This window comes from Simplicispira metamorpha (assembly GCF_004341365.1).
GTDB classification, from domain to species: Bacteria; Pseudomonadota; Gammaproteobacteria; order Burkholderiales; family Burkholderiaceae_C; genus Simplicispira; species Simplicispira metamorpha.
Map to the genome: position 1 here is coordinate 62,300 of NZ_SLXH01000017.1, position 22,248 is coordinate 84,547.

At 65.9% G+C, this 22,248-nt stretch carries 19 protein-coding genes; 8 read left to right on the forward strand and 11 right to left on the reverse strand.

Annotated elements, in window-relative coordinates; genetic code table 11:
- Nucleotides 1-74: 74 nt before the first annotated feature.
- Together EV674_RS17915 and EV674_RS10455 are read left to right on the forward strand one after the other, a co-directional pair.
- Complete coding sequence (locus tag EV674_RS17915; RefSeq protein WP_119013210.1) at nucleotides 75-1,916, forward strand: methyl-accepting chemotaxis protein; 1,842 nt, start codon at nucleotides 75-77, stop codon at nucleotides 1,914-1,916.
- Between the two features lie 201 nt (nucleotides 1,917-2,117).
- Nucleotides 2,118-3,518, forward strand: coding sequence for an aspartate ammonia-lyase (locus EV674_RS10455; protein ID WP_119013209.1), 1,401 nt, complete (start codon nucleotides 2,118-2,120; stop codon nucleotides 3,516-3,518).
- A 57-nt stretch (nucleotides 3,519-3,575) separates the two neighbouring features.
- Here the strand turns inward: EV674_RS10455 and EV674_RS10460 are convergent, their stop codons facing one another.
- Entirely contained in the window at nucleotides 3,576-3,794 is a 219-nt protein-coding gene (locus tag EV674_RS10460) for a SlyX family protein (RefSeq protein WP_119013208.1), read from the reverse strand.
- 114 nt (nucleotides 3,795-3,908) lie between these two features.
- Nucleotides 3,909-4,256, reverse strand: a complete 348-nt coding sequence (locus EV674_RS10465; RefSeq protein WP_119013207.1) for an HPF/RaiA family ribosome-associated protein — start codon at nucleotides 4,254-4,256, stop codon at nucleotides 3,909-3,911.
- 200 nt (nucleotides 4,257-4,456) lie between these two features.
- On the opposite strand from EV674_RS10465, the gene EV674_RS10470 reads away from it, so the two are divergent.
- From EV674_RS10470 to EV674_RS10485, 4 genes are all read left to right on the forward strand, one after another.
- Nucleotides 4,457-5,329: a gamma-glutamyl-gamma-aminobutyrate hydrolase family protein gene (locus EV674_RS10470; protein ID WP_119013206.1), complete on the forward strand. Its 873-nt coding sequence runs from the start codon at nucleotides 4,457-4,459 to the stop codon at nucleotides 5,327-5,329.
- A 66-nt stretch (nucleotides 5,330-5,395) separates the two neighbouring features.
- Nucleotides 5,396-5,863, forward strand: coding sequence for a universal stress protein (locus EV674_RS10475; RefSeq protein ID WP_119013205.1), 468 nt, complete (start codon nucleotides 5,396-5,398; stop codon nucleotides 5,861-5,863).
- Between the two features lie 42 nt (nucleotides 5,864-5,905).
- Nucleotides 5,906-6,496, forward strand: coding sequence for a phosphoribosyltransferase family protein (locus EV674_RS10480; RefSeq protein WP_119013204.1), 591 nt, complete (start codon nucleotides 5,906-5,908; stop codon nucleotides 6,494-6,496).
- A gap of 21 nt (nucleotides 6,497-6,517) precedes the next feature.
- Nucleotides 6,518-7,138 carry a phosphoribosyltransferase gene (locus tag EV674_RS10485; RefSeq protein ID WP_119013203.1) on the forward strand — a complete coding sequence of 207 codons (621 nt, stop codon included), beginning with the start codon at nucleotides 6,518-6,520 and terminating at the stop codon, nucleotides 7,136-7,138.
- Between the two features lie 48 nt (nucleotides 7,139-7,186).
- Here the strand turns inward: EV674_RS10485 and EV674_RS10490 are convergent, their stop codons facing one another.
- The 3 genes from EV674_RS10490 to metE form a co-directional block, all read right to left on the reverse strand.
- Nucleotides 7,187-7,657, reverse strand: a complete 471-nt coding sequence (locus tag EV674_RS10490; RefSeq protein WP_119013202.1) for an FKBP-type peptidyl-prolyl cis-trans isomerase — start codon at nucleotides 7,655-7,657, stop codon at nucleotides 7,187-7,189.
- A 97-nt stretch (nucleotides 7,658-7,754) separates the two neighbouring features.
- Nucleotides 7,755-8,804: a pirin family protein gene (locus EV674_RS10495; RefSeq protein ID WP_119013201.1), complete on the reverse strand. Its 1,050-nt coding sequence runs from the start codon at nucleotides 8,802-8,804 to the stop codon at nucleotides 7,755-7,757.
- Nucleotides 8,805-8,925: 121 nt separating this feature from the next.
- Nucleotides 8,926-11,220, reverse strand: a complete 2,295-nt coding sequence (gene metE / locus EV674_RS10500) for a 5-methyltetrahydropteroyltriglutamate--homocysteine S-methyltransferase (RefSeq protein WP_119013267.1) — start codon at nucleotides 11,218-11,220, stop codon at nucleotides 8,926-8,928.
- A 100-nt stretch (nucleotides 11,221-11,320) separates the two neighbouring features.
- Between metE and EV674_RS10505 the strand changes: the two genes are divergently transcribed.
- Nucleotides 11,321-12,211 carry a LysR family transcriptional regulator gene (locus tag EV674_RS10505; RefSeq protein WP_119013200.1) on the forward strand — a complete coding sequence of 297 codons (891 nt, stop codon included), beginning with the start codon at nucleotides 11,321-11,323 and terminating at the stop codon, nucleotides 12,209-12,211.
- A gap of 11 nt (nucleotides 12,212-12,222) precedes the next feature.
- Here the strand turns inward: EV674_RS10505 and EV674_RS10510 are convergent, their stop codons facing one another.
- The 5 genes from EV674_RS10510 to prpC all read right to left on the reverse strand — a co-directional run bounded on the left by EV674_RS10510 (nucleotide 12,223) and on the right by prpC (nucleotide 18,889).
- A complete protein-coding gene (locus EV674_RS10510) occupies nucleotides 12,223-12,699 on the reverse strand; it encodes a GntR family transcriptional regulator (RefSeq protein ID WP_119013199.1) in 477 nt (158 codons plus the stop codon).
- Entirely contained in the window at nucleotides 12,696-13,577 is an 882-nt protein-coding gene (locus EV674_RS10515; RefSeq protein WP_119013266.1) for an isocitrate lyase/PEP mutase family protein, read from the reverse strand. The genes EV674_RS10510 and EV674_RS10515 overlap by 4 nt, the downstream gene beginning before the upstream one ends.
- A 169-nt stretch (nucleotides 13,578-13,746) precedes the next feature.
- On the reverse strand, nucleotides 13,747-14,925 hold the full coding sequence (gene prpF / locus EV674_RS10520) for a 2-methylaconitate cis-trans isomerase PrpF (RefSeq protein ID WP_119013198.1): 1,179 nt from the start codon (nucleotides 14,923-14,925) through the stop codon (nucleotides 13,747-13,749).
- A gap of 21 nt (nucleotides 14,926-14,946) precedes the next feature.
- Nucleotides 14,947-17,592: a Fe/S-dependent 2-methylisocitrate dehydratase AcnD gene (gene acnD / locus EV674_RS10525; protein ID WP_119013265.1), complete on the reverse strand. Its 2,646-nt coding sequence runs from the start codon at nucleotides 17,590-17,592 to the stop codon at nucleotides 14,947-14,949.
- Nucleotides 17,593-17,713: 121 nt separating this feature from the next.
- A complete protein-coding gene (gene prpC / locus EV674_RS10530; RefSeq protein WP_119013197.1) occupies nucleotides 17,714-18,889 on the reverse strand; it encodes a bifunctional 2-methylcitrate synthase/citrate synthase in 1,176 nt (391 codons plus the stop codon).
- 141 nt (nucleotides 18,890-19,030) lie between these two features.
- Between prpC and EV674_RS10535 the strand changes: the two genes are divergently transcribed.
- Complete coding sequence (locus EV674_RS10535) at nucleotides 19,031-20,443, forward strand: short-chain fatty acyl-CoA regulator family protein (RefSeq protein ID WP_119013196.1); 1,413 nt, start codon at nucleotides 19,031-19,033, stop codon at nucleotides 20,441-20,443.
- A 31-nt stretch (nucleotides 20,444-20,474) separates the two neighbouring features.
- Here EV674_RS10535 and EV674_RS10540 read toward each other — a convergent pair whose 3' ends face one another.
- Nucleotides 20,475-22,178: a response regulator gene (locus EV674_RS10540; protein WP_119013195.1), complete on the reverse strand. Its 1,704-nt coding sequence runs from the start codon at nucleotides 22,176-22,178 to the stop codon at nucleotides 20,475-20,477.
- Nucleotides 22,179-22,248 lie beyond the last annotated feature (70 nt).

Sequence of the window (22,248 nt, forward strand, 5' to 3'; positions counted from 1 at the left end):
GCGATAAAACGGCATTCTTGCCTCGGTCCACTGCACTTTGCACCCCCTTCAACAGGGCGTTGCCACATCTGCCTATGTTTTCCTCTCTCCGAACACGCATGGTGGCACTGTGCGTTGGCATCGTTATGTTGGCGATGGTGATCGTTGCTACCACCAATTTGCTGATGACCCGCAGCAGCAGTATGGACATGATCAACAGCCAGTCTGCCGCGCTGGTGCGTGCCCACAGCACTGCGCTAGGCCAGTGGCTGCAGGCCAAGCAACGTGTGGTGGCGTCACTCAAGCCCCATGTGGCCTCTGACAATCCGGTGCCGATGCTGCAAACTGCGGTGCAGGCGGCGCAATTCGATCAGGCCTACATGGGTTTTCCAGACAAGCATTTTGTTTTTTCTGAAAACCGGGCGCGCGCTGCCGATTACGACCCCACCCAGCGCGCCTGGTACAAGGGGGCGGTGCGAGCAGGCGGGGCGGCGATTACCCAGCCGTTCATCGGTGCCAGCACGGGCAAGCTGATCATCACGTTTTCTGATTTGGTCGGCAGCCCTGGCCAGGTGCAGGCCGTGGTGGCCGGTGACGTCATGCTGGAGGCGGTCATTACCGCGATTGGCGCCATCCGGCCCACGCCCCACAGCTTTGCTTTTCTGGTCAGCGGCACCGGCACGGTGATTGCACATCCCGACCGGGATTTGACGCTCAAGCCGATCACGGCCATTCACCCCGATTTGTCGCTGCCGCTGCTGGAGCCCACCCGCACCACAGAAGTACCCACCCTGGATTTCAGTGGGCGCGCCGCCATGGTGTACTCCCACGTGGTGCCAGGCTCGGATTGGCGCCTGGCACTCGTCATCGACCATGCCGAAGTCACCGCTGGTCTGGGCACGATGCTCACGACCTCGGTGTTGTCATCGGTGGTCATTGCACTGGTGGCTGCCGCCCTGCTGTACTTCGCTATCAGCCGGGCGCTGGCGCGGTTGCAGGGCCTGCGTCTGGCCATCACCGCGGCTGGAGAGGGTAATTTCACGCACCGCCTGGAGGCATCGGGGTCGGACGAACTCACCCAGATCGCCCAGGCCTATAACCGTTTTGCCGACAACATTGCCACCGTGCTGCACCAGATACGCGACACCAGCAGGTCGGTGGAAACCGCCACCTCTGAAATCGCCTCGGGCAACCGCGACCTGTCGGCGCGCACCGAGCAGCAAGCCCACGCGCTGGGCAATACAGTGGCCTCGGTGGACAAGCTCACCCAGACCGTTCGGCGCAATGCCGACAGTGCGGCCCAGGCCAACCACCAGGCCCAGTCGGCATCGCAGGTGGCACTCAAGGGTGGCGCCGTGGTGTCGGGCGTGGTGACGATGATGGATGAGATCAACCAGTCGTCGCGCAAGATTGCCGACATCAATGGCGTGATTGACTCCATCGCGTTCCAGACCAACATCCTGGCGCTCAACGCAGCCGTGGAAGCGGCGCGCGCGGGCGAGCAGGGACGCGGCTTTGCCGTGGTGGCCAGCGAGGTGCGCAACCTGGCGCAGCGCTCCTCAGCTGCGGCACGGGAGATCAGTGCGCTGGTCAACGATTCGGTCAACAAGGCGCAAAGTGGTGGCGCGCTGGTGCAGGAGGCGGGCCAGACCATGCAGGAGATCGTGGCCAATGTGCAGCGCGTCACCGGCATCATGGCCGAGATCAGCCAGGCCAGCAGCGAGCAAATCCACGACATCGAGCAGATCAACCAGGCCATCGTCCACATGGAAGACGGTACCCAGCAAAACACTGCACTGGTGGAACAGGCAGCAGCAGCAGCAGTCAGCCTGCAAGACCAGGCCACCCACCTGGCGCACATGGCCAACGCCTTCACTTTGGATGGTGCCGTCGAGCGCAGCGTCCGCCCGGTACAGGGGCTGCTCTGCCAGGATTGAGTGCAAGGTGGGCGACACGGGAGTCGCTATGGTTATGCCGATCAGTATGGGGGCCATGCCGCAGCGGGACATAATCTGCCCCGGAGCCCTGCTTTCGGGGACTGGTTTTCCAGTTCCCTTCGGCAGGGCTTTTGCACTGGTGGCGCCGGGCCGGTTCGGGCGGGTGCCATCCGTTTTTTGTCACCTTACTGAGACTGTTTCATGCGCCAAGAAAGCGACTTCATCGGAGTCAAGACCATCCCTCCCGCAGCCTACTGGGGGGTTCACACCGCCCGTGCGGTGGAGAACTTTCCCATCACCGGCCGCACCGTGGCCCACATGCCCCAACTCATCCGTGCCTTTGCCCTCGTCAAAAAAGCCGCTGCCCACGCCAACTTGCAGCTCGGCGCCATCAACCCCACCCAAGCCCACGCCATTGCCCAAGCCTGTGACGACCTGATCGCCGGGCAGCTGCACGACCAGTTTGTGGTCGATGTCATTCAGGGCGGCGCTGGTACCTCCACGAACATGAACGCCAATGAGGTGATCGCCAACCGTGCACTAGAGCACCTGGGATTGCCCAAAGGCCGCTACGACGTTGTTCACCCCAACGACCACGTCAACGCCTCGCAAAGCACCAACGACGCCTATCCCACCGCGCTCAAGCTGGCCACCTGGTTCGAAATCCAGGCGCTGCTGGACGCCCTGGCCAGCCTGCGCGGTGCGTTTGAAGCCAAGGCGCGTGAATTCGCTCCCGTCCTCAAAATCGGCCGCACACAACTACAAGACGCCGTGCCGATGACGCTGGGCCAGGAGTTCACCGCCTTTGCCAGCATGATTGCCGCCGACGAAGCGCGCCTGCGCGAGTCGGCCCACCTGATGACCGAAGTGAACCTGGGCGGCACCGCCATTGGCACCGGTATCAATGCCCCTGTGGGCTATGTCGATGTGGTCATCCCCGAGCTGGCGCGCCTCTCGGGTGTGCCCGTCACGCCCGCCGCCGACATGATTGCTGCCACGTCCGATACCGGCGCTTTTGTCGATATTTCGGGCATTCTGAAACGCATCGCCACCAAACTGTCCAAGATCAGCAACGACCTGCGCCTGCTCTCGTCGGGCCCGCAGGCCGGTGTGGGCGACATCAAACTGCCTGCGCGCCAGGCGGGCTCGTCCATCATGCCGGGCAAGGTCAACCCGGTGATTCCGGAGGTGATGAACCAGGTGTGCTTTGAGGTGATTGGCAACGACGTGGCCATCACCATGGCCTCGGAAGGCGGCCAGTTGCAGCTCAACGCCTTTGAGCCGCTGATGGGCTGGGCGCTGCACCAAAGCCTGACGCACCTGGCGCGCGCTTGCCAGACCTTGCAGGTCAACTGCGTCGAAGGCATTGAGGCCAACCACCCGCTGCTGGCCCAGCGCATGGCCGAGTCGATCACGCTGGTGACGGCGCTCAACCCCCTCATCGGCTACGAGAAATCGGCCTCCATCGCCAAGGCGGCCATGGCCAGCGGCAAGACCATTGCGCTGACCGCCGAGGAGCTGGGCATCATGGGCCAGGCAGAAATGAACCTGCTGCTGGTGCCCGAGCGGCTGACCCAGGCCGGTGCCCTCAGCGTTGCCTGACACGGCGCACTGAGCCCCGCAGTGTGGGCGCCGCCGCCGCGCCTGCACTGTGCGCTGTCAGTAGTGCGGCGGCAGCTCATCGCGCAGGCTGCGCGGTGCAGCGCCGCCGCCCTCGGGCTGCTGCTGGCCCAGGCGGCGCACCTCTTGCAGCAGCCAGTCGATGTGCTGCTGCTGGCGGTAAATGGTCAGGTTCAGTTGGTCCAGCAGGTCTTCATTGAAACTGGCTTTGATTTCCAGGTCGGCCAGCCGCTGCTCGGTATCGTGGGTGTGGGTCATGGCTAAAAGAGGCATAAAAAAGAGCTGCAAGGCTTGCTATACAAGCGCTTGCAGCTCCTGAAAAGTGAGCTAATCAAGCCCCGCTGCGGCATTGGCCAGCGCGGGGCGGGGGGCTCATTCCTCCAGGGTGCGAATGGTTTCGCGGGCGTTCTTGTCCTTGATGCGGCCCAGGTCAGCGTCCAGTGCGCGGATCAGCTTGTCGGCGGCGCTGGTGAAAGCGCTGGCTACTTTGTCGGCATCGGCCGTTACGGTGATCGGCTGGTGCCCGGCGGGGCGTGCTTCCAGGCGGCAGCGCTTGTCGTTAACCCCTGACTTGCCTGCGTCCACGTCGGTCAGGAACACTTCCACACGGGTGATGTGCTCGCGAAAGCGTGCCAGCCGGGCTGCTGCTTCTTCCTGAATCCAGAGTGCCAGCGACTCGCCGCCTTGAATGTGGTCGTTGGTGTGTACCTGAACTTGCATGTTGGGCTCCTTTTGTAGCTATGGATCGGCATCGTACCGACACGAACACTGTAAACCAGTGCCGGGTATCGTGCAGACAGCGGGCGGTACAGGCTTGATGCATGTCAATTGTTGCCGCCCGTCCCCCACTGCGCTGGCAGCTCCAGCGTCTGCGGTGCCCTCCTACAGGCCCGCGCAGGCGCAGGTGCTACAACCAGGGCATGCCAGCCTCACGCCGCCTCAAAATCGGGCTTTCTGCCTGCTTCTCGCACGCTGATCCGTCGCGTTCCCTGTTCACGGGCAAAACCTTGCAGTACATCGAGCAATCGGTGGCCCACTGGATCATGTCCGCCGGTGCCATGGTGGTGATGGTGCCTTGCCCCACGGGCGAGACAGCGCGCGGCGATGTCACGCTGGCGCACTACGCTGACTGGCTCGATGGCGTGGTCATGCACGGCGGCGCCGATGTCTGGCCCGGCAGTTATGGCGAGGCGCCTTTGCGCCAGGCGTGGGAGGGCGACCGCGTGCGTGACCTCTACGACCTGGCCGTGGTCGAGGCGTTTGCCCAGGCGGGCAAGCCCATTTTTGGCATCTGCCGGGGTCTGCAACTGATCAACGTGGCCTTTGGCGGCACGCTCTACCAGGACATCGAAACCCAACGCCCCGGCGCCTTGCAGCACCGCAACGCCAGCACCTACGACCAGAACTTCCACCAGGTGGAGTTTGTGCCCGGCTCGCGCCTGGCGCAGCTGTACCCAGGCCAGCGGCGCGTGCGCGTCAACAGCATCCACCACCAGGGCATCAAACGCCTGGCGCCGGACTTTGAGATCGAGGCCTACAGCCACCCCGATGTGGTGCCCGAGGCCATTCGCCGCCGTCCGGGCCCCGGGCGCGGCTACATCGCCGCCACCCAGTGGCACCCCGAGTTCCACCGCCAGGGCCACAACGCGTTGGATGACACCGCCATCCTGCACGACTTTCTGGCCGCTTGCAGTGCCACCCGCGTACAACCGCCGCAACCGGGCCACAGCCCCTTGCATATCCGTGACCGTGCCGCGCGCCTGCTGCGCCAGGCACTGCTGCGCCGGCACTGAAGCCGGTGCGCAACAACACCGGCATTTGTACCCACCAGCCAAACCACCGCACCCAGGAGAGCCCACATGTACCAGCGTATTCTTGTTCCTGTTGACGGCAGCGCCACCGCCTTGCAAGGTTTGCAGCAAGCCATTGCGCTGGCGCGTTTGAGCGGTGGCCAGTTGCGCTTGCTGCACGTGACCGATGAGCTCTCGGCGGCGCTGGCTCTGGGCTCCTACGCGCCGGTGGCGACGGACATTTTTGCCGTGCTGCACGAGGCGGGCCAGGAGCTGCTCAACCAGGCCCGGGCGCAGGCCATCGACCAAGGCATTGCTGCCGACGTGGTGCTGGATGAAGCCCCGGGTCGGCGTCTGGCCGATGCCGTGCTGGAGCAGGTTCGCAGCTGGCCTGCCGATCTCATCGTGCTGGGTACCCACGGTCGCCGTGGTGTGAGCCGCCTGCTGCTGGGCAGCGATGCCGAGCAGGTTCTGCGCGTGGCCCCGGTGCCCGTGCTGCTGGTACGCAGCGCAGATGAGCCCGCGCCGCAAGCGTGACGCCTGCCCACCGCCCCCTGCGCCAGACTGGAGAGCCTCACCATGACCGCACCCCCAGGCGTTCGCACCTGTCTCTACGATACCCCCCAACTGGGCGCAGTCATGGACACCATGGCGCGCCAACTGGCCAGTGGCCTGGCAGGCAGCTGTACCCCAGTGGCCGTGATTGGGGTGCTGCGCCGTGGCGCACCGCTGGCCGATCGGCTGACTGCGCTGATGGTGCAGCGCCATGGCCTGGCCATACCGCTGCGCCTGGACCTTTCGGTCAAGCGCTATGCCGATGATTTGACCCTGTTGTACCCGGAAACCCGGCTGACCGAAGAGCCCCGGCACGCCGACTTGGCATTGGCAGGCCACACCTTGCTGGTGGTGGACGATGTGCTCTACACCGGGCACTCCCTGCTGCGCGTGGTCGAGTACCTGGCCCGCTGGCAGCCCGCACAGATTCGCTGTGCCGTTCTGGTGGATCGGGGCGTGGCCCGATTGCCTGTGCATGCCGATGTGCTGGGCGTGCGCCTCGACGTGGCGCCGTCCGACATCATCGAGTGCAACGTGCCACCCTACGAGCCCACGTTCAAGGTGGATGTGCTCCAGCCGCACGCGCTGCGCGATGGAGCGCCCGCTCCCCCTTGACCCCTCTTGCAAAGGTTCGCCATGTTCCGTGACCGAGAAGAAGCCGCCCAGCGCCTGTGCCAGCGGCTCAGTGCTTTTCAGGGCCGCAACCCGCTGGTGCTGGCCATTCCGCGCGGCGGCGTGCCCATGGGAAAACTGCTGGCCGACCAGTTGGGCGGCGAGTTTGACGTGGTGCTGGCGCGCAAGCTGCGTGCGCCCTTGCAGCCCGAGCTGGCCGTCGGCGCCGTCGATGAAAGCGGCTGGACTTACATCGACCCCAGTGCCGCCTCGCAGGGCGCCGATGCCGACTACCTGGCCGCTGAAACCCGCACCCAGATGCGCACCATCCACACCCGGCGCAGCCAGTACACGCGCCTGCGTGCGCCCATCAGCCCTGCGGGGCGCACCACCATCGTGGTGGATGACGGCCTGGCCACAGGCGCCACCATGGTGGCCGCGTTGCACGCGGTGCGTTCGCACCGGCCGCTGTGGCTGGTGTGCGCCGTGCCGGTGGCCGCCCACGCGGCCCTGCGCAAAGTCCAGTTGCTGGCCGACGAAGTGGTGTGCCTGGAGACGCCCGAGCCCTTTCGGTCGGTGGGCCAGTGCTACAGCTACTTTGGCCCGGTCGATGACGACGAGGTGGCCGCCTTGCTGGGCACCTGAGGGGCGGGCTGGCGCCGCCCCTGTGCCGTTGCCCAGCGATTCACCCGTTCAATGCTGGTGGCCGTGGGCGCCATGCACATGGCGGTGGGCAATTTCTTCGGCGCTGGCCGCGCGCACGTCGGTCACCTTGCAGCTGAACTTCAGTGCCTGCCCGGCCAGCGGGTGGTTGCCGTCCAGATGCACCTCGGGGCCCTTGATCTTGACCACATTGAACACCTGCGGCTGGCCATCCGGGCCCAGACCTTGCAGTTGCCCGCCCACCTTCACGCCGGGCGGAAACTCGGCCTTGGGGATGGTGCGCACCAGCGATTCATCGCGCTCACCAAAGGCATCGGCAGCGGGCAGCTCCAGCGTGGTGGCAAAGCCCACGGCCTGGCCGTCCAGCGCTGCCTCGACCTTGGGGAAGATGTTGTCGTAGCCACCGTGCAAATAGGCCAGGCTGCCCGCGTCCAGCGGCTTGCCTGCCAGGCTGGTAACGGTGTAGCTCAGCGTGACGGCGGTATCGGCGGTGATGTTCATGCGGTGCTTTCTCTTGCGTAGAGGGGGGTGGGGCTGATAAAAATCATAGCTGCTTGCGCTTGCTCTGTAAGCGTTTGCGGCTGATTTGGCATGAATTTTACGCCGTGGTGTCGGGCGGCAATACTTCGTGATCCTGGCCGGGGTAGCGGGCAAAGCGGCGCGCCTGTGGGCCGTGTACCGGGTCGCTGGCAGGCCAGGGCCAGCCGCCAAACTGTGTGCTGCGGTAGTCTTGCATGGCCTGCATGATTTCCTGCTGCGTGTTCATCACGAATGGGCCGTACTGCGCCACCGGCTCGGCAATCGGGCGGCCTTGCAGCACCAGGCATTCGACGGCTTGGGTGCCGGTGTTGGTCAGCAGCCAGTCTTGGCGGGCATCCACCTCCAGCGCCGCGTGACCGGGCACGTCGTGCAGTCCCAGGCGCAGGCCGTCGCCGACAAAGTAATACAGCATGCGCCGCGTGCCCGCCTGGGCAGCGGGCAGCGTCCAGGTGGCGCCGGGCGCCAGGTGCAGCGTCCAGATGGCCACATCGGCATCGGGCTGCGCAGCCCACGACTCGGGCGGCGGCGCCAGCGGGGCCGCCGTGCCCGGCAGGGCGCCCGCCACCACGGTGACGGTGGTGGTGCGGCCCTGGTCGTCGTGGTGGATGAGGCGCGGAATGCGCTCGTTCCAGAACATGGTGAAGTGCGGCGTGGCCATCTTGTTGCGCGCAGGCAGGTTCAGCCAGACCTGGAACAGCTCCAGCGGATTGGGCGCGCTGGCATCGAGCAGCGGGAACATCTCGGAATGCTGCAAGCCTTTGCCCGCCGTGATCCATTGCACATCACCGCCACCAAAGCGCGCTGCCGCGCCCAGCGAGTCAGAGTGATCGATCAGGCCCTGGCGCACCAGTGTCACGGTTTCAAAGCCCCGGTGCGGGTGCACCGGAAAACCCGGCACCGCCTGGCCGTGGTACATGCTCCAGCCGTCCTGGCGGCTGAAATCGCTGCCCATCTGGCGGCCTGCCAGCAGCGGCGCGGCAGGCCCGAAGGCCCCATTGCCCGCCGGGTAGGCGTCGTCGTGGTGGGCGCAGAACAAAAACGGGTCCAGCGTGGGCCACAGCGGGCCCAGCGGCTGGGTGGTGAGGATGGCGGTGGCGGCAGCGGTCATGGCAAAGCTCCTGTGGTCGGAATGCAGCATTCCAGTGTCACATGAGATACGACCGCTGCGCAGCCAGACAAGGTGCCGCTGCCAGGATAGTGTGTTGCGCGCCTGGGGCTGGGCGGGTGCCTCAGGCGGTGCAGGCGCGCAGGGTCTTGGCGGCAGCAACCATGTTGGCCAGCGCGGGAATCACTTCAGACCACTGGCGCGTCTTGAGGCCGCAGTCCGGGTTCACCCACAGGCGCTCGGCAGGGATGCGCTCAGCAGCCTTCTGCATGAGCTGCACGATGTGCTCCTGCGTCGGGATGTTGGGCGAATGGATGTCGTACACGCCGGGGCCGATCTCGTTGGGGTACTGGAAGTGCTCGAAAGCATCCAGCAGCTCCATGTCCGAGCGTGAGGTTTCGATGGTGATCACGTCGGCATCCATGTCGGCAATCGAGGCGATGATGTCGTTGAACTCCGAGTAGCACATGTGGGTGTGGATCTGGGTTTCGTCGCGCACGCCGTTGGCGGTGATGCGGAACGACTCCACGGCCCAGTCCAGGTACTCTTTCCACTGCGTTTTGCGCAGCGGCAGCCCTTCGCGCAGTGCGGCCTCATCGATCTGGATGATGCGCACGCCGGCTTTTTCCAGATCGAGAACTTCCTCGCGGATCGCCAGTGCCAGTTGTTTGCACGATGCCGAGCGCGGTTGGTCGTCGCGCACAAAGGACCAGTTCAGGATCGTCACGGGGCCGGTGAGCATGCCCTTCATGGGCTTTCGGGTGAGCGACTGGGCGTAGGCGATCCATTCCACCGTCATGGCCTGGGGGCGGCTGATGTCACCAAACAAAATCGGTGGCTTGACGCAGCGTGAGCCGTAGGATTGGACCCAGCCAAACTGGCTGAACGCATAGCCTTCGAGCTGCTCGCCGAAGTATTCCACCATGTCGTTGCGCTCGGCCTCGCCGTGTACCAGCACATCCAGCCCCAGCGCTTCTTGCTCGCGCACGCTGCGCGCGATCTCCTGCCGCATCGCGGCCCGGTAGCCAGCCGGGTCGAGCCTGCCCGCCTTGAAGTCACTGCGCGCCTGGCGGATTTGCGCTGTCTGCGGGAAGGAGCCAATGCTCGTTGTGGGGTACGGTGGCAGCTTCAACCGCGCCGACTGCTTGGGCGCACGCTGGGCGTAGGGGCTTTCGCGCAGGCCCAGGTGGGCACTGATCCGGGCCACGGTCGTTTGCACTGCGGGGTTGTTCACCCGCACAGACGTGCGGCGCGCAGCCAGGGCGGCCTGGTTGGCGGCCAGCGCATCCTGGACTGCGCTGCGGCCCTGGCGCAGTGCGGTGCCCAGCACCTTCAGCTCATCGAGCTTTTGCAGCGCGAACGCCAGCCAGGACTTGACCTCGCTGTCGAGCTGCTGCTCGCTGTCCAGATCGACCGGCACATGCAACAGCGAACACGACGGCGCAATCCACAGGCGTTCACCCAGGCGCTGCGCCAACGGCTCGAGCCAGTCGAGCACGGCGGTCAGATCGGTTTTCCAGATGTTGCGGCCATTGACCACGCCCAGCGACAGTACCTTGTGCGTGGGCAGCAGGTTGAGCAGCGGCAGTACGCCTTCGCGGTCGTTGACGGCATCCACATGCAGTCCCGCCACCGGCAGATGGGCTGCCAGATAGACGTTGTCCTGCAACTGGCCGAAGTAGGTGGCTACCAGCAGCTTGACCTTGGCGGCCTTGAGGTGGTGGTAAGCGGTGTTGAAGGCGTGTTGCCAGTCGGCGTCCAGCTCCGTCACCAGGATGGGCTCGTCGATTTGCACCCACTGCACGCCCTGCTGGGCCAGCGTGTCGAGCAACTGCGCATACACCGGCAGCAGGCGTTCCAGCAGTGCCAACTTGTCAGAAGCGTCCTTGGCCTTGCCGATGGCCAGGTAGGTGAGGGGGCCCAGCACCACAGGTTTGGCCTGGACGCCCTGGGCTGCAGCTTCCGCCAGTTGCGCCAGCAGGCGCGAGGCGTCGAGGGTGAACGTGGTGGCTGCGCTGAACTCGGGGACGATGTAGTGGTAGTTGGTATCAAACCACTTGGTCATCTCGCCCGCAGCCACGCCGCCACAGCAGTCTGGAGTGCCGTCAGCGGCTGGGGCAGAGCGGCCCCGGGCCACGCGGAAGTAGTTGTCCAGCGCATCGCCCTGGAAGCCCTGCACCCGCTCGGGCAGGTTGCCCAGAGTAAAGCTCATGTCCAGCACCTGGTCATAAAACGAGAAGTCGCCCACGGGTACCCAGTCCAGACCGCTCTGGTCTGCCCAGTGCTTCTGGCGCAGTTGCGCGCCCAGGTGCAGGAGGGTGTCGCGCGAAGACTGCCCTTTCCAATAGGACTCCAGCGCAAACTTGAGTTCGCGGCGGGCGCCGATGCGGGGAAAGCCAAGGCTGTGAATCGTTGTCATGTCGGTCTTCATCCAAGCGAAAAAAGGGCATCGTAGACCCCGTTATCGATGAAGTAAAATGGTCTTATCTCACGTATCGATTAGTTTTATTCATATATTTATGTTGGAGCGTATCCATCTCGCCGTGGTGCAGGAGGTTGAGCGCCAGGGCTCGCTCACGGCGGCTGCCGACAAGCTCTGCGTCACCCAGTCGGCCCTGAGCCACAGCATGAAAAAGCTGGAGCAGCAGCTGGGCACCTCCATCTGGCTGCGCGAGGGCCGCAGCCTGCGCCTCACGCAGGCCGGGCAGTACCTGCTGGCGCTGGCGGGCCGCGTGCTGCCCCAGCTCAGCTTGGCCGAAGAGCGGCTGCGCCAGTTCGCCCAAGGCGAGCGTGGCACGCTGCGCATCGGCATGGAGTGCCACCCCTGCTACCAGTGGCTGCTGAAGGTGGTGTCTCCCTATCTGGCCGCGTGGCCCGACGTGGACGTGGATGTGAAGCAGAAATTCCAGTTCGGCGGCATGGGCGCGTTGTACGGCTACGAGATTGACCTGTTGGTCACCCCCGACCCGGTATTCAAGCCGGGCCTGCACTTTGAGCCGGTGTTTGATTACGAGCAGGTGCTGGTGGTAGCGCGCGGCCACGCGCTGGCGGATGCGCCTTGCGTCAACCCCCGCCAGCTGGCGCAAGAGGTGCTCATCACCTACCCGGTGGCCACAGACCGGCTGGACATCTACACCCAGTTTCTGCTGCCCGCAGGCGTACTGCCCAAGCGCCACAAAACCATTGAAACCACCGACATCATGTTGCAGATGGTGGCCAGTGGCCGGGGCGTGGCTGGACTGCCGCGCTGGCTGGTGCAGGAGTACGCCAGCAAGATGGACGTGGTGCCCGTGCGGCTGGGGCCGCATGGTATTGCCAAGCACATCTACCTGGGCGTGCGCGAGGGGGACACGGCCATCGACTACCTGCAAGCCTTCATCGCGCAGGCCCGCCAGCCGCTGCTGGCCTGACGCGGTGCCCTTCAGCGCCCCTGCTGGCCCTGCGCTTTCTGGAGCATCCCTTCAAAGGCCGGCCCGTAGGCCAGCCGCAGGTGCAGTTCGGTCATTCCCAGGATGCGGCCTAGCAACGACTGGCATGGCTGCGCCCCGAACGCCACGCCATGGGCGCTGGCGTGGGTTTGCAGCAGGCGGTGCAGGCGCATGGCCTCTTCGCGCTCTTGTGTGCCCAGGATGCGAACCGACATGCCCCGCCGGGGGCGCGCCGTCAGCAAGCCCTCGTGGTGCAGCAGCTTGAGGGTTTCGCGCACCGGCGTGCGGCTGACGCCGTATTCGTGCATCAAGGCCGTTTCGCTGATGGGCTCTCCCGGCCTCAGTTCATGGGCCAGGATGCGCTCGCGCACACGGTCTGCCAGGGCCTCGTACAGCGCGCGGGGCTGCAAGTTTGGCGCGGTGGTCGGTGCGCACGGTTCTGGCGCACAGCGGTAGAAAAAGTCGCTCATTGCGGTGCCCTGGTGCCTCCGGTGTAACGCTGCTCCAGCGCATCCCACTGGGGTTTGCCCACCAGGCGCTGGCGCTCGGCAAAGGGGGTGACCAGGCCGCTGTCCTCGCGCACTTCCTTGGTGTCGCGCAGCACGGTCAGGGCGTTTTGCATGCCCATCACCGCGCCCTGCAAGGCCGCGTTGGCGTAGAGCACGATGCCAAAGCCCAGCGCGCCCAGTTGGTCGGCGTTGAAGAGGGGCGTTTTGCCGCCAATCACCATGTTCATCAACTGCGGCTTGGCCAGCCGCTGGGGCAGGGCGCGCACCTCTTCGGCCTGGGTGACGGCTTCGACGAACAGGATGTCGGCGCCCGCCTCGGCAAACTTTTGTGCGCGCTCCACGGCGGCCTCGAAGCCGTGGGTGGCGGCAGCGTCGGTGCGCGCCATGATGAGCAAATCGGGGTCGCGCCGCGCATCCACGGCGGCCTTGATCTTGTCCACGGCCTCTTCGGTGCTGATGACCTCTTTGCCGTTGAAATGCCCGCAGCGCTTGGGCGCCACCTGGTCTTCGAGCTGGATGCAGTCGGCCCCGGCGCGCTCCAGCGTGCGCACGGTGTGGACCACGTTGAGCGCGTTGCCAAAGCCGGTGTCGGCATCGACGATGAGCGGCACCTGCACGGCGTCGCGGATGCGGGCGGTGTGCTCGGCGATCTCGTGCAGGCCCATGAAACCCTGGTCGGGCATGCCAAACCACATGTTCGTCACACCCGCGCCGGTGACGTAAATGGCCTGAAAGCCCAGGTCGGCAATGACGGTGGCCGACAGCGCGTTGAATGCGCCCGGAACGATCAGGCCGCTGCGGGCCTCGACAAGTTGCTTGAGTTGTTTGCGTGTGGACATTGCTTTTTTCTCCATCGCCCCACAGGCCAGCGCCGTGCAGCCAGCACCCGTGCCGGTAGGATTTATATAAAAAGAGCCGCCAGCGCCCGCTGGGCAAGCGCTAGCAGCTATGAAAACAGGAGTGCTTGCCATGGCCCCCGAGGCGACCGCTCCTGCCAAAAAACTGGGGTCAGCCAGGCACCCGTACCCAGCCTTCCATCAGCACGCGGGCGCTGCGGCCCATCAGGGCTTTGGTGGCTGTCCATTGGCCGTTCGCCAGCCGGGCTTCGGCGCCCACGCGCAGCGTGCCCGAGGGGTGGCCAAAGCGCACGGCGTTGCGTGTGCCGCCCCCGGCGGCCAGGTTGACCAGCGTGCCGGGGATGGCCGCCGCCGTGCCAATGGCCACCGCTGCCGTGCCCATCATGGCGTGGTGCAGCTGGCCCATGGACAGCGCGCGCACCAGCAAATCCACCTCGCCCGCCTGCACGGCCTTGCCGCTGGAGGCCACGTAGTCGGCGGGCGGTGCCACGAAGGCGATTTTGGGTGTGTGCTGGCGCGTGGCGGCGTCGGCTACCTGGGCAATCAGGCCCATCTTCACGGCGCCCCAGGCGCGGATCGCTTCAAAACGCGCCAGCGCAGCAGCGTCGCCGTTGATGGCGTCTTGCCGCTCGGTGCCGGTGTAGCCCAGGTCGCGGGCATTGAGGAAGATGGTGGGTATGCCCGCGTTGATGAGCGTGGCCGGCAAGCGGCCCACGCCGGGCACGTCCAGCGTGTCCACCACGTTGCCCGTGGGGAACAGGGCGCCGCCCTCCTCGCCGCCATCGGCGGGGTCCAGGAATTCGAGCTGCACCTCGGCGGCGGGGAAGGTCACGCCGTCGAGTTCAAAGTCGCCCGTCTCCTGCACCTGCCCGTGGGTGATGGGCACATGCGCCACGATGGTTTTGCCGATGTTGGCCTGCCAGATGCGCACGGTGCAGATGCCGTTGTCGGGAATGCGCTCCTTGGCCACCAGCCCGCCCGCGATGGCGAACGGCCCCACCGCCGCCGACAGGTTGCCGCAGTTGCCGCTCCAATCGACCACCGGCTGGCCGATGGACACCTGGCCGAACAGGTAGTCCACATCGTGCCCCGGCTGGCTGGAGGCCGACACGATCACCGCCTTGGAGGTGGACGAGGTGGCGCCGCCCATGCCGTCGATTTGCTTGCCATACGGGTCGGGGCTGCCGAGCACGCGCAGCAGCAGCGCGTCGCGCGCGGGGCCGCTGTGCTGCGCGGCGCCGGGCAGGTCTTGCAGGCGGAAGAACACGCCCTTGCTGGTGCCGCCGCGCAGGTAAGTGGCGGGGATTTTGATTTGGGGTAGTTTGCTCATATTTTGATAGCTGCTTGCGCTTTACCGCAGAGCGCCAGAGGCCGTTTTGGGGTTGGATTCCAGAAAGTCCTGGGCAAAGCGTTGCAGCACGCCGCCCGCTTCGTACACCGACACTTCCTCGGCGGTGTCCAGGCGGCAGGTCACGCGCGCCTGCACCGTTTCGCCGCTGCGGCGGTGGATGACCAGGGTGAGGTCGGCGCGCGGGGTGCGCTGGCCCAGCACGTCGTAGGTTTCGCTGCCGTCCAGGTGCAGCGTGCGGCGGTTCACGCCCGGCGCAAACTCCAGCGGCAGCACGCCCATGCCGATCAGGTTGGTGCGGTGGATGCGCTCAAAGCCCTCGGCCACCACGGTTTCCACGCCCGCCAGGCGCACGCCCTTGGCGGCCCAGTCGCGGCTTGACCCCTGGCCGTAGTCGGCCCCGGCAATGATGATGAGCGGCTGGCGGCGGTGCAGGTACGTCTCGATGGCCTCCCACATGCGCACCACCTGGCCCTCGGGTTCGATGCGCGCCAGCGAGCCTTTTTGCACCTGGCCACCGACCACCGCCATCTCGTTGCGCAGTTGCGGGTTGGCAAACGTGGCGCGCAGGGCCGTGAGGTGGTCGCCCCGGTGCGTGGCGTAGGAGTTGAAGTCTTCTTCGGGCAGGCCCATCCTGGCCAGGTACTCGCCCGCTGCGCTGTCGGCCAGGATGGCATTGGAGGGCGAGAGGTGGTCGGTGGTGATGTTGTCGCCCAGCAGCGCCAGCGCGCGCATGCCCTGGAGCGTGCGCGGGAAGGCCGCCAGCGCGCCCACGCCTTCGGTGTCCCAGTACGGCGGGCGGCGGATGTAGGTGGACTGGGCGCGCCAGTCGTACTGCGGGTTGACTTTGTCGCCACCGTCGGCGTGGATGGCGAACATGGGCCCGTACACCGCGCGGTACTGTTCGGGCTTGACGGCGGCCTGCACCACGGCGTCGATCTCCTCATCGCTGGGCCACAGGTCTTGCAGGCGGATGGGCTGGCCGTTCACCACCGCGAGCACGTCGCGTTCGATGTCAAAGCGCACCGTGCCTGCGATGGCATAAGCCACCACCAGCGGCGGCGATGCCAGAAACGCCTGGCTGGCATACGGGTGGATGCGCCCGTCAAAATTGCGGTTGCCCGAGAGCACGGCGGTGGCGTAGAGGTTGCGCTCGATGATCTCTTGCTGGACTTTCGGCTCCAGCGCGCCGCTCATGCCGTTGCAGGTGGTGCAGGCAAAGCCGACGATGCCAAAGCCCAGCGCCTCCAGGTCTTCCATCAGGCCGGCCTCCTTCAAATACAGCTCCACGGCCTTGGAGCCGGGCGCCAGCGAGGTCTTGACCCAGGGCTTGCGCACCAAGCCCAGGCGGCGCGCGTTGCGCGCCAGCAGTGCGGCGGCGATGACGTTGCGCGGGTTGCTGGTGTTGGTGCAGCTGGTGATGGCGGCAATGATGACGGCGCCATCGGGCATGCGCCCTTCGGCCTCGTCGGCGCGGGCCATCTCCAGCTTCACGGCACCGGCAATGCCGCGCTCGGTCAGCTGTGAGGTGGGCAGGCGCCGGTGCGGGTTCGATGGCCCGGCCATGTTGCGCACCACGCTTGCGAGGTCAAAGCGCAGCACGCGCTCGTACTGCACCTCGCGCAGCGTGTCGGCCCAGAAGCCTGCCGTTTTGGCATAGGTTTCCACCAGCTGCACCTGCGCCTCGTCGCGGCCCGTCAGGCGCAGGTAGGCCAGCGTCTGCGCGTCGATGGCGAACAGCGCGGCAGTGGCGCCGTATTCGGGGCACATGTTGCTGATGGTGGCGCGGTCGCCCACCGACAGGCCCTGCGCGCCCGCGCCGTAGAACTCCAGGTAGGCGCCCACCACTTTTTCCTGGCGCAGGAATTCGGTCAGCGCCAGCACGGTGTCGGTGGCGGTGATGCCGCTGGGGGGCGCGCCCGTCAGCTCCACGCCCACGATGGTGGGCAGGCGCATCCAGCTGGCGCGGCCCAGCATCACGTTCTCGGCCTCCAGGCCGCCCACGCCCACGGCGATCACGCCCAGCGCATCGACGTGCGGCGTGTGGCTGTCGGTGCCCACGCAGGTGTCGGGGAAAGCCACGCCGTCTTGTACGTACACCACGGGCGACATCTTCTCCAGGTTGATCTGGTGCATGATCCCGTTGCCCGCCGGGATGACCTGGACGTTGGTAAACGCCTTCTTCGTCCATTCGATGAAGTGGAAGCGGTCCTCGTTGCGGCGCTCTTCAATGGCGCGGTTTTTGGCAAAGGCGTCGGGGTCAAAGCCGCCGCACTCCACGGCCAGCGAGTGGTCCACGATGAGCTGCACCGGTACCACCGGGTTCACGGCAGCCGGGTCGCCGCCCTCCTTGGCAATCGCATCGCGCAGCCCGGCCAAATCCACCAGCGCCGTCTGGCCCAGGATGTCGTGGCACACCACGCGCACCGGGAACCACGGAAAGTCCATGTCGCGCTGGCGCTCGATGAGCTGGCGCAGGTAGTCGTTCAGCTGCGCGGGGTCGGCGCTGCGCACCAGGTTTTCGGCGTGTACGCGCGCCGTGTAGGGCAGCTGGGCCCAGGCGCCGGGCTGGAGTTGTTCGACGGCCTCGTGCGCGTCGAAATACTGCAAGGCAGTGCCGGGAAGGGGTTTGCGGTGGGCAGTGTTCATCATGGGGCGGGACAGGTTTGCTCTTTTTTTGTGAGCTGCTTGCGCTTGGTGGACGTTGCTTTCAGCACAAAAACAGGCCGAAAGCTCTATGTGATAAGCGCTGGCAGCTATGGTTTTTGCTTCAATGGCGTTCTTCGATGGGCACAAACCGCTGGTCGTCCGGCCCGGTGTAGTGGGCGCTGGGGCGGATGATCTTGTTGTCCAGGCGCTGCTCGATCACGTGCGCGGCCCAGCCGCTGGTGCGCGCCATGACGAACAGCGGCGTGAACATGGCGGTGGGCACCTGCATCATGTGGTAGCTCACGGCGCTGAACCAGTCGAGGTTGGGGAACATGTTTTTCTCTTTCCACATCACGCGCTCCAGGCGCTCGGCAATGTCGTACATCTTGCTGCTGCCCGCTTGCAGCGAGAGCTGGCGCGCCACCTCCTTGATGACGACATTGCGCGGGTCGCTCACGGTATAGACCGGGTGGCCAAAGCCGATCACCACCTCTTTGTTGGCCACGCGGTGGCGGATGTCGTTTTCTGCCTCGTCGGGGTTGTCGTAGCGTTTCTGGATCTCGAACGCCACCTCGTTGGCGCCGCCGTGCTTGGGGCCGCGCAGCGCGCCAATGGCCCCGGCAATGCTCGAATACATGTCGCTGCCCGTGCCCGCAATCACGCGCGCGGTGAAGGTGCTGGCGTTGAACTCGTGCTCGGCGTACAGGTTCAGTGAGGTGTGCATGGCCCGCACCCATGCATCGCAGGGCTTGGCGCCGTGCAGCAGGTGCAGAAAATGCGCGCCGATGGAGTCGTCATCGGTTTGCACCTCAATGCGCCGGCCCGAGTTGCTGAAGTGGTACCAGTACAGCAGCATGCTGCCCAGGCTGGCCATCAGGCGGTCGGCAATGTCGCGCGCGCCGGGCAGGTTGTGGTCGTCTTTTTCGGGCAGGGCGCAGCCCAGGGCCGAGACGCCGGTGCGCATCACGTCCATGGGGTGGCTGGCGGCGGGCAATTGCTCCAGCGCCACCTTCACGCTGCCGGGCAGGCCGCGCAGGGCGCGCAGCTTGGCTTTGTAGGCTTGGAGTTCAGCGCGCGTGGGCAGCTTGCCGTGTACCAGCAGGTGGGCCACTTCCTCGAACTCGCACACCTGGGCCATGTCCAGGATGTCGTAGCCCCGGTAGTGCAGGTCGTTGCCCGTTTTGCCCACCGTACACAGCGCGGTGTTGCCTGCGGTCACGCCCGAGAGGGCGACGGATTTCTTGGGCTTGAAGCTGGCGCTGGCAGGGGCAGCGCTGTCTGCGGTCGGGGTGGTCATGGGGTGGTCTCCGGGGGTTGTCATTCTTCGCAATTTACGCAAAATACCCGGTTCCCAACAGAGCTAAAAAGGCGAAATCTTGCGAAACACCATCCATGAAATTGCAAATTTTGCAAATTTGTCGCTGCTCTCGGGGGTGCTGTGAAAAAAACTTTCATGGGCGTCAAGCTGCGCAAACTGCGTGCGGAGCGGGGCATGTCGCAAATCGCCCTGGCCCATGCCCTGGGCCTCTCGCCCAGCTACCTGAACCAGATCGAGCAGAACCAGCGGCCCCTCACGGTGTCGGTGTTGCTCAAGCTCAACCGCACCCTGGGCGTCGATATCCAGGAGTTTTCCGAGGACGACGAGGCGCGCTTGATTGCCGGGCTGAAAGAGGTATTTGCCGATGCCGCCCAGCCCGTGGCGCTGCCCGAGTTGCAAGAGGTGGCTGCGCAGATGCCCGCCTTGGGCCAGGCCGTGCTGGCGCTGCACCGCCGGCACCTGGAGGCCATGGAGCGCATCGAGATGATGTCCCTGCGCCTGGGCGATGGCCGCTCCGATGCCGCCGCGCCCACGGCCATGCCCTTTGAGGTGGTGCGGGACTTTTTCTTTGCCCACCAGAACCATTTCGACGTGCTCGACCGCGCTGCCGAAGCCCTGGCCACCCAAGCCCAGGCGCAGGGCGACGCGCTAGCGCACTGGTTGGCGCAGCGCCTGGAACTGCGCCACGGTGTGCGCATGGAGCGCACCGAGGATGCGGCGCATGGCAAACGCAGCTTTGCCCCTGAGCGGCGCACCTTGCAGCTGGCCGCCGAACTCAACGGCGCGCAGCAGGCATTCCAGCTGGGCACGCAATGGGCACTGCTGGAGCACGCCGACACCATTGATGCGCTGATCCGCGTGCCGCAGCTGGCCCACGACACGGCGGCCCGCAAGCTGGCCCGCATGGGCCTGGCCAACTACTTTGCGGGGGCCTTGCTGTTGCCGTATGGGCCATTTCTGGCGGCAGCCGAGTCGCTGCGCTATGACATCGAACTGCTGGAGCAGCGCTTTGGCGTGGGCTTTGAAACCGTGTGCCACCGCCTGAGCACGCTACAGCGCCCGGGTGCGCCGGGGGTGCCGTTTTTCTTTGTGCGCGTGGACCGGGCGGGCAACATCTCCAAGCGCCAGTCGGCCACACACTTTCACTTCAGCCGCACGGGCGGCACCTGCCCTTTGTGGAACGTGTACGAAGCCTTTGGCCAACCGGGCCGCATCCTGGCGCAGTTGGCCAACATGCCGGACGGGCGGCGCTACCTGTGGGTGGCCCGCTCCATTGCGCGCAGCCAGGGCGGTTATGGCTCGCCGCGCCGCACGTTCTCCATCGGCCTGGGCTGCGATGTGCGCCACGCCGGGCGCCTGGTCTATGCCCAGGGGCTGGATTTGCAGACCCCCGAGGCCGCCACCCCCATCGGCATGGGCTGCAAGGTGTGCGAGCGCGACCGTTGCCCGCAGCGCGCCTTTCCGTATGTCGGGCGCGCGCTGGAGGTCGATGAAAACCAGAGCCGGTTCACGCCCTACGGGTTTCCCCATTGAGCCGCTACCGCGCCGGGCGTGCGCAAGGCCCTCAGACGGCGTGGGCGTGGTGCGCTGCGCCCATGGTGGGTTGCAGCGGTGCCGAGTCCATGCCGCGCAGGCTCACGCCGCCCGACTGGCGCATGTTGCGGTCGCCCAGCACGGGCTTGTTGTAGGCACTGCCCAGTGCCTGGCGCCAGGGCTCGATCTTCTCGGCCAGCTCGGTGGCGTTGGCAATGTCGCTTTCGTAGCGTTGCAGCACGCGCCAGGCCGTTTCAATCACCTTGGCGTTGAGCGTGGCCACGCCCTGGGCCAGCAGGGTTTCGACGGCCTTGCCTGCGGTGCCGGGTTCGCCGCTGCGGCTGGGCGCCAGGGCCTGGTCGAGCAGGCGCAGCACCTGGGTGTTGCTCGCTTGCAGCAGCTCGCAGGTGCGCTCGTGCTTGTAGGCGGCGCCCATCAGCAGCTCGCACATGGCCATGGAGGTGGCAAAACGCAGGCCCAGCGTCTGCACGGTGCGTTCGCCATCGGGCGGAATAATGTCTTTGGTGGCCAGCAGGGCCAGCACCGAGAGCAGGTTGCAGGCGGCCTCAAAGTCAAAGTCGGGCTGCAAAATCGGCTCTGTCAAATGGCTCAGCGCTTCCAGCGTCTCGGGCGCGCCCTGGTACAGGCAGGCGTCCAGCACATGCAGCGCCTGCACCATGCGCCGCAGCCGCACCGATTCGGGGTTGCGCTCGGACATGGCCTGCTGGTCTTTGAAAAACTGCCGAAACTGCTTGGGCTCGTCGATCTCGAAGCGCTGCATGGCCAGCAGCGTGAGGGTCTGGCCATCGAACATTTTCGAGCCCAGGCCCAGCCGCACCGAGCGCTCCAGCAGCGCCACGGCGGTGGGTTTATCGCCCAGGTAAAAGGCCAGCATGCCGTGGCGTTGCAGCCGCGCAATCGAGGCGGGCGTGAGGTCGGTCGAGGTCTTGTAGGCCTTCAGCGCTTCTTCAAACTGGCCCAGTTCCACCAGCGTGCGGGCAAAGTTGTCGCAGGCATCGGCGTAGCTGGGCTCGTCGGTCAGCAGGGCCTCCAGCAGCGGCTTGGCCTTGTGCGGCTGGCCCATCTCCAGCTGCACCCGCGCCAGGCCCAGGCGCGCCCAGGGGGCGGGTTCGGCGGTGAGCATGGCCTCGTAGAGCTTTTGCGCCATCTCAAAGCGCGCCAGGCGCAGCAGCAGCTCGGCGCCGATGCGGGCGGCAAAGTTCCAGTACGGTGCGCGCTCGTTGAAGCGCGTCAGGCACAGGCGCGCGGCCTGGATGAACGACTGGTCTTCAATCAGCTGGTAAATCTCTTGCAGGGCCACTTTGCGCTGGCGTGCCTGGGCAATGCGCTCTTGCAGGCGCGCGGCGGTGAAGGGCTTGAGCAGGTAGCCGTCGAGCATGGACTCGGCCGCCTCGGCCACCTTGGCATACGAGGCCTCGGGCGTGACCATGATGAAAATGGTGGCCAGCGGCAGCATGCCGCCCCGGCGCAAGTCGTCCAGCAGCTCTTGCCCGGTGATGGATTCCTGTGGAAAGTTTTGTTCGCACAGCACGATGTCGAAGGTCTGTGCCTCCAGGTGCTTGCGGGCATCGCTGGCGCGCGAGACCTGGCGGATGGATTTCACGCCCAGCTCACGCAGCTGCGCGCCCATGACGCTGCGGGTGGAGGTATTGGCATCAGCGACCAGGGCGGTGGCCTGGCTGAAGTCGTTGGATAGGGTGCGGTTCCAGCTCATAGGGGGTGATTTTGCCCCGGCGGGGCGCCTCTGGCGGGCAAGGGCGTGCAGGGCACTGCGCTGCACCGCC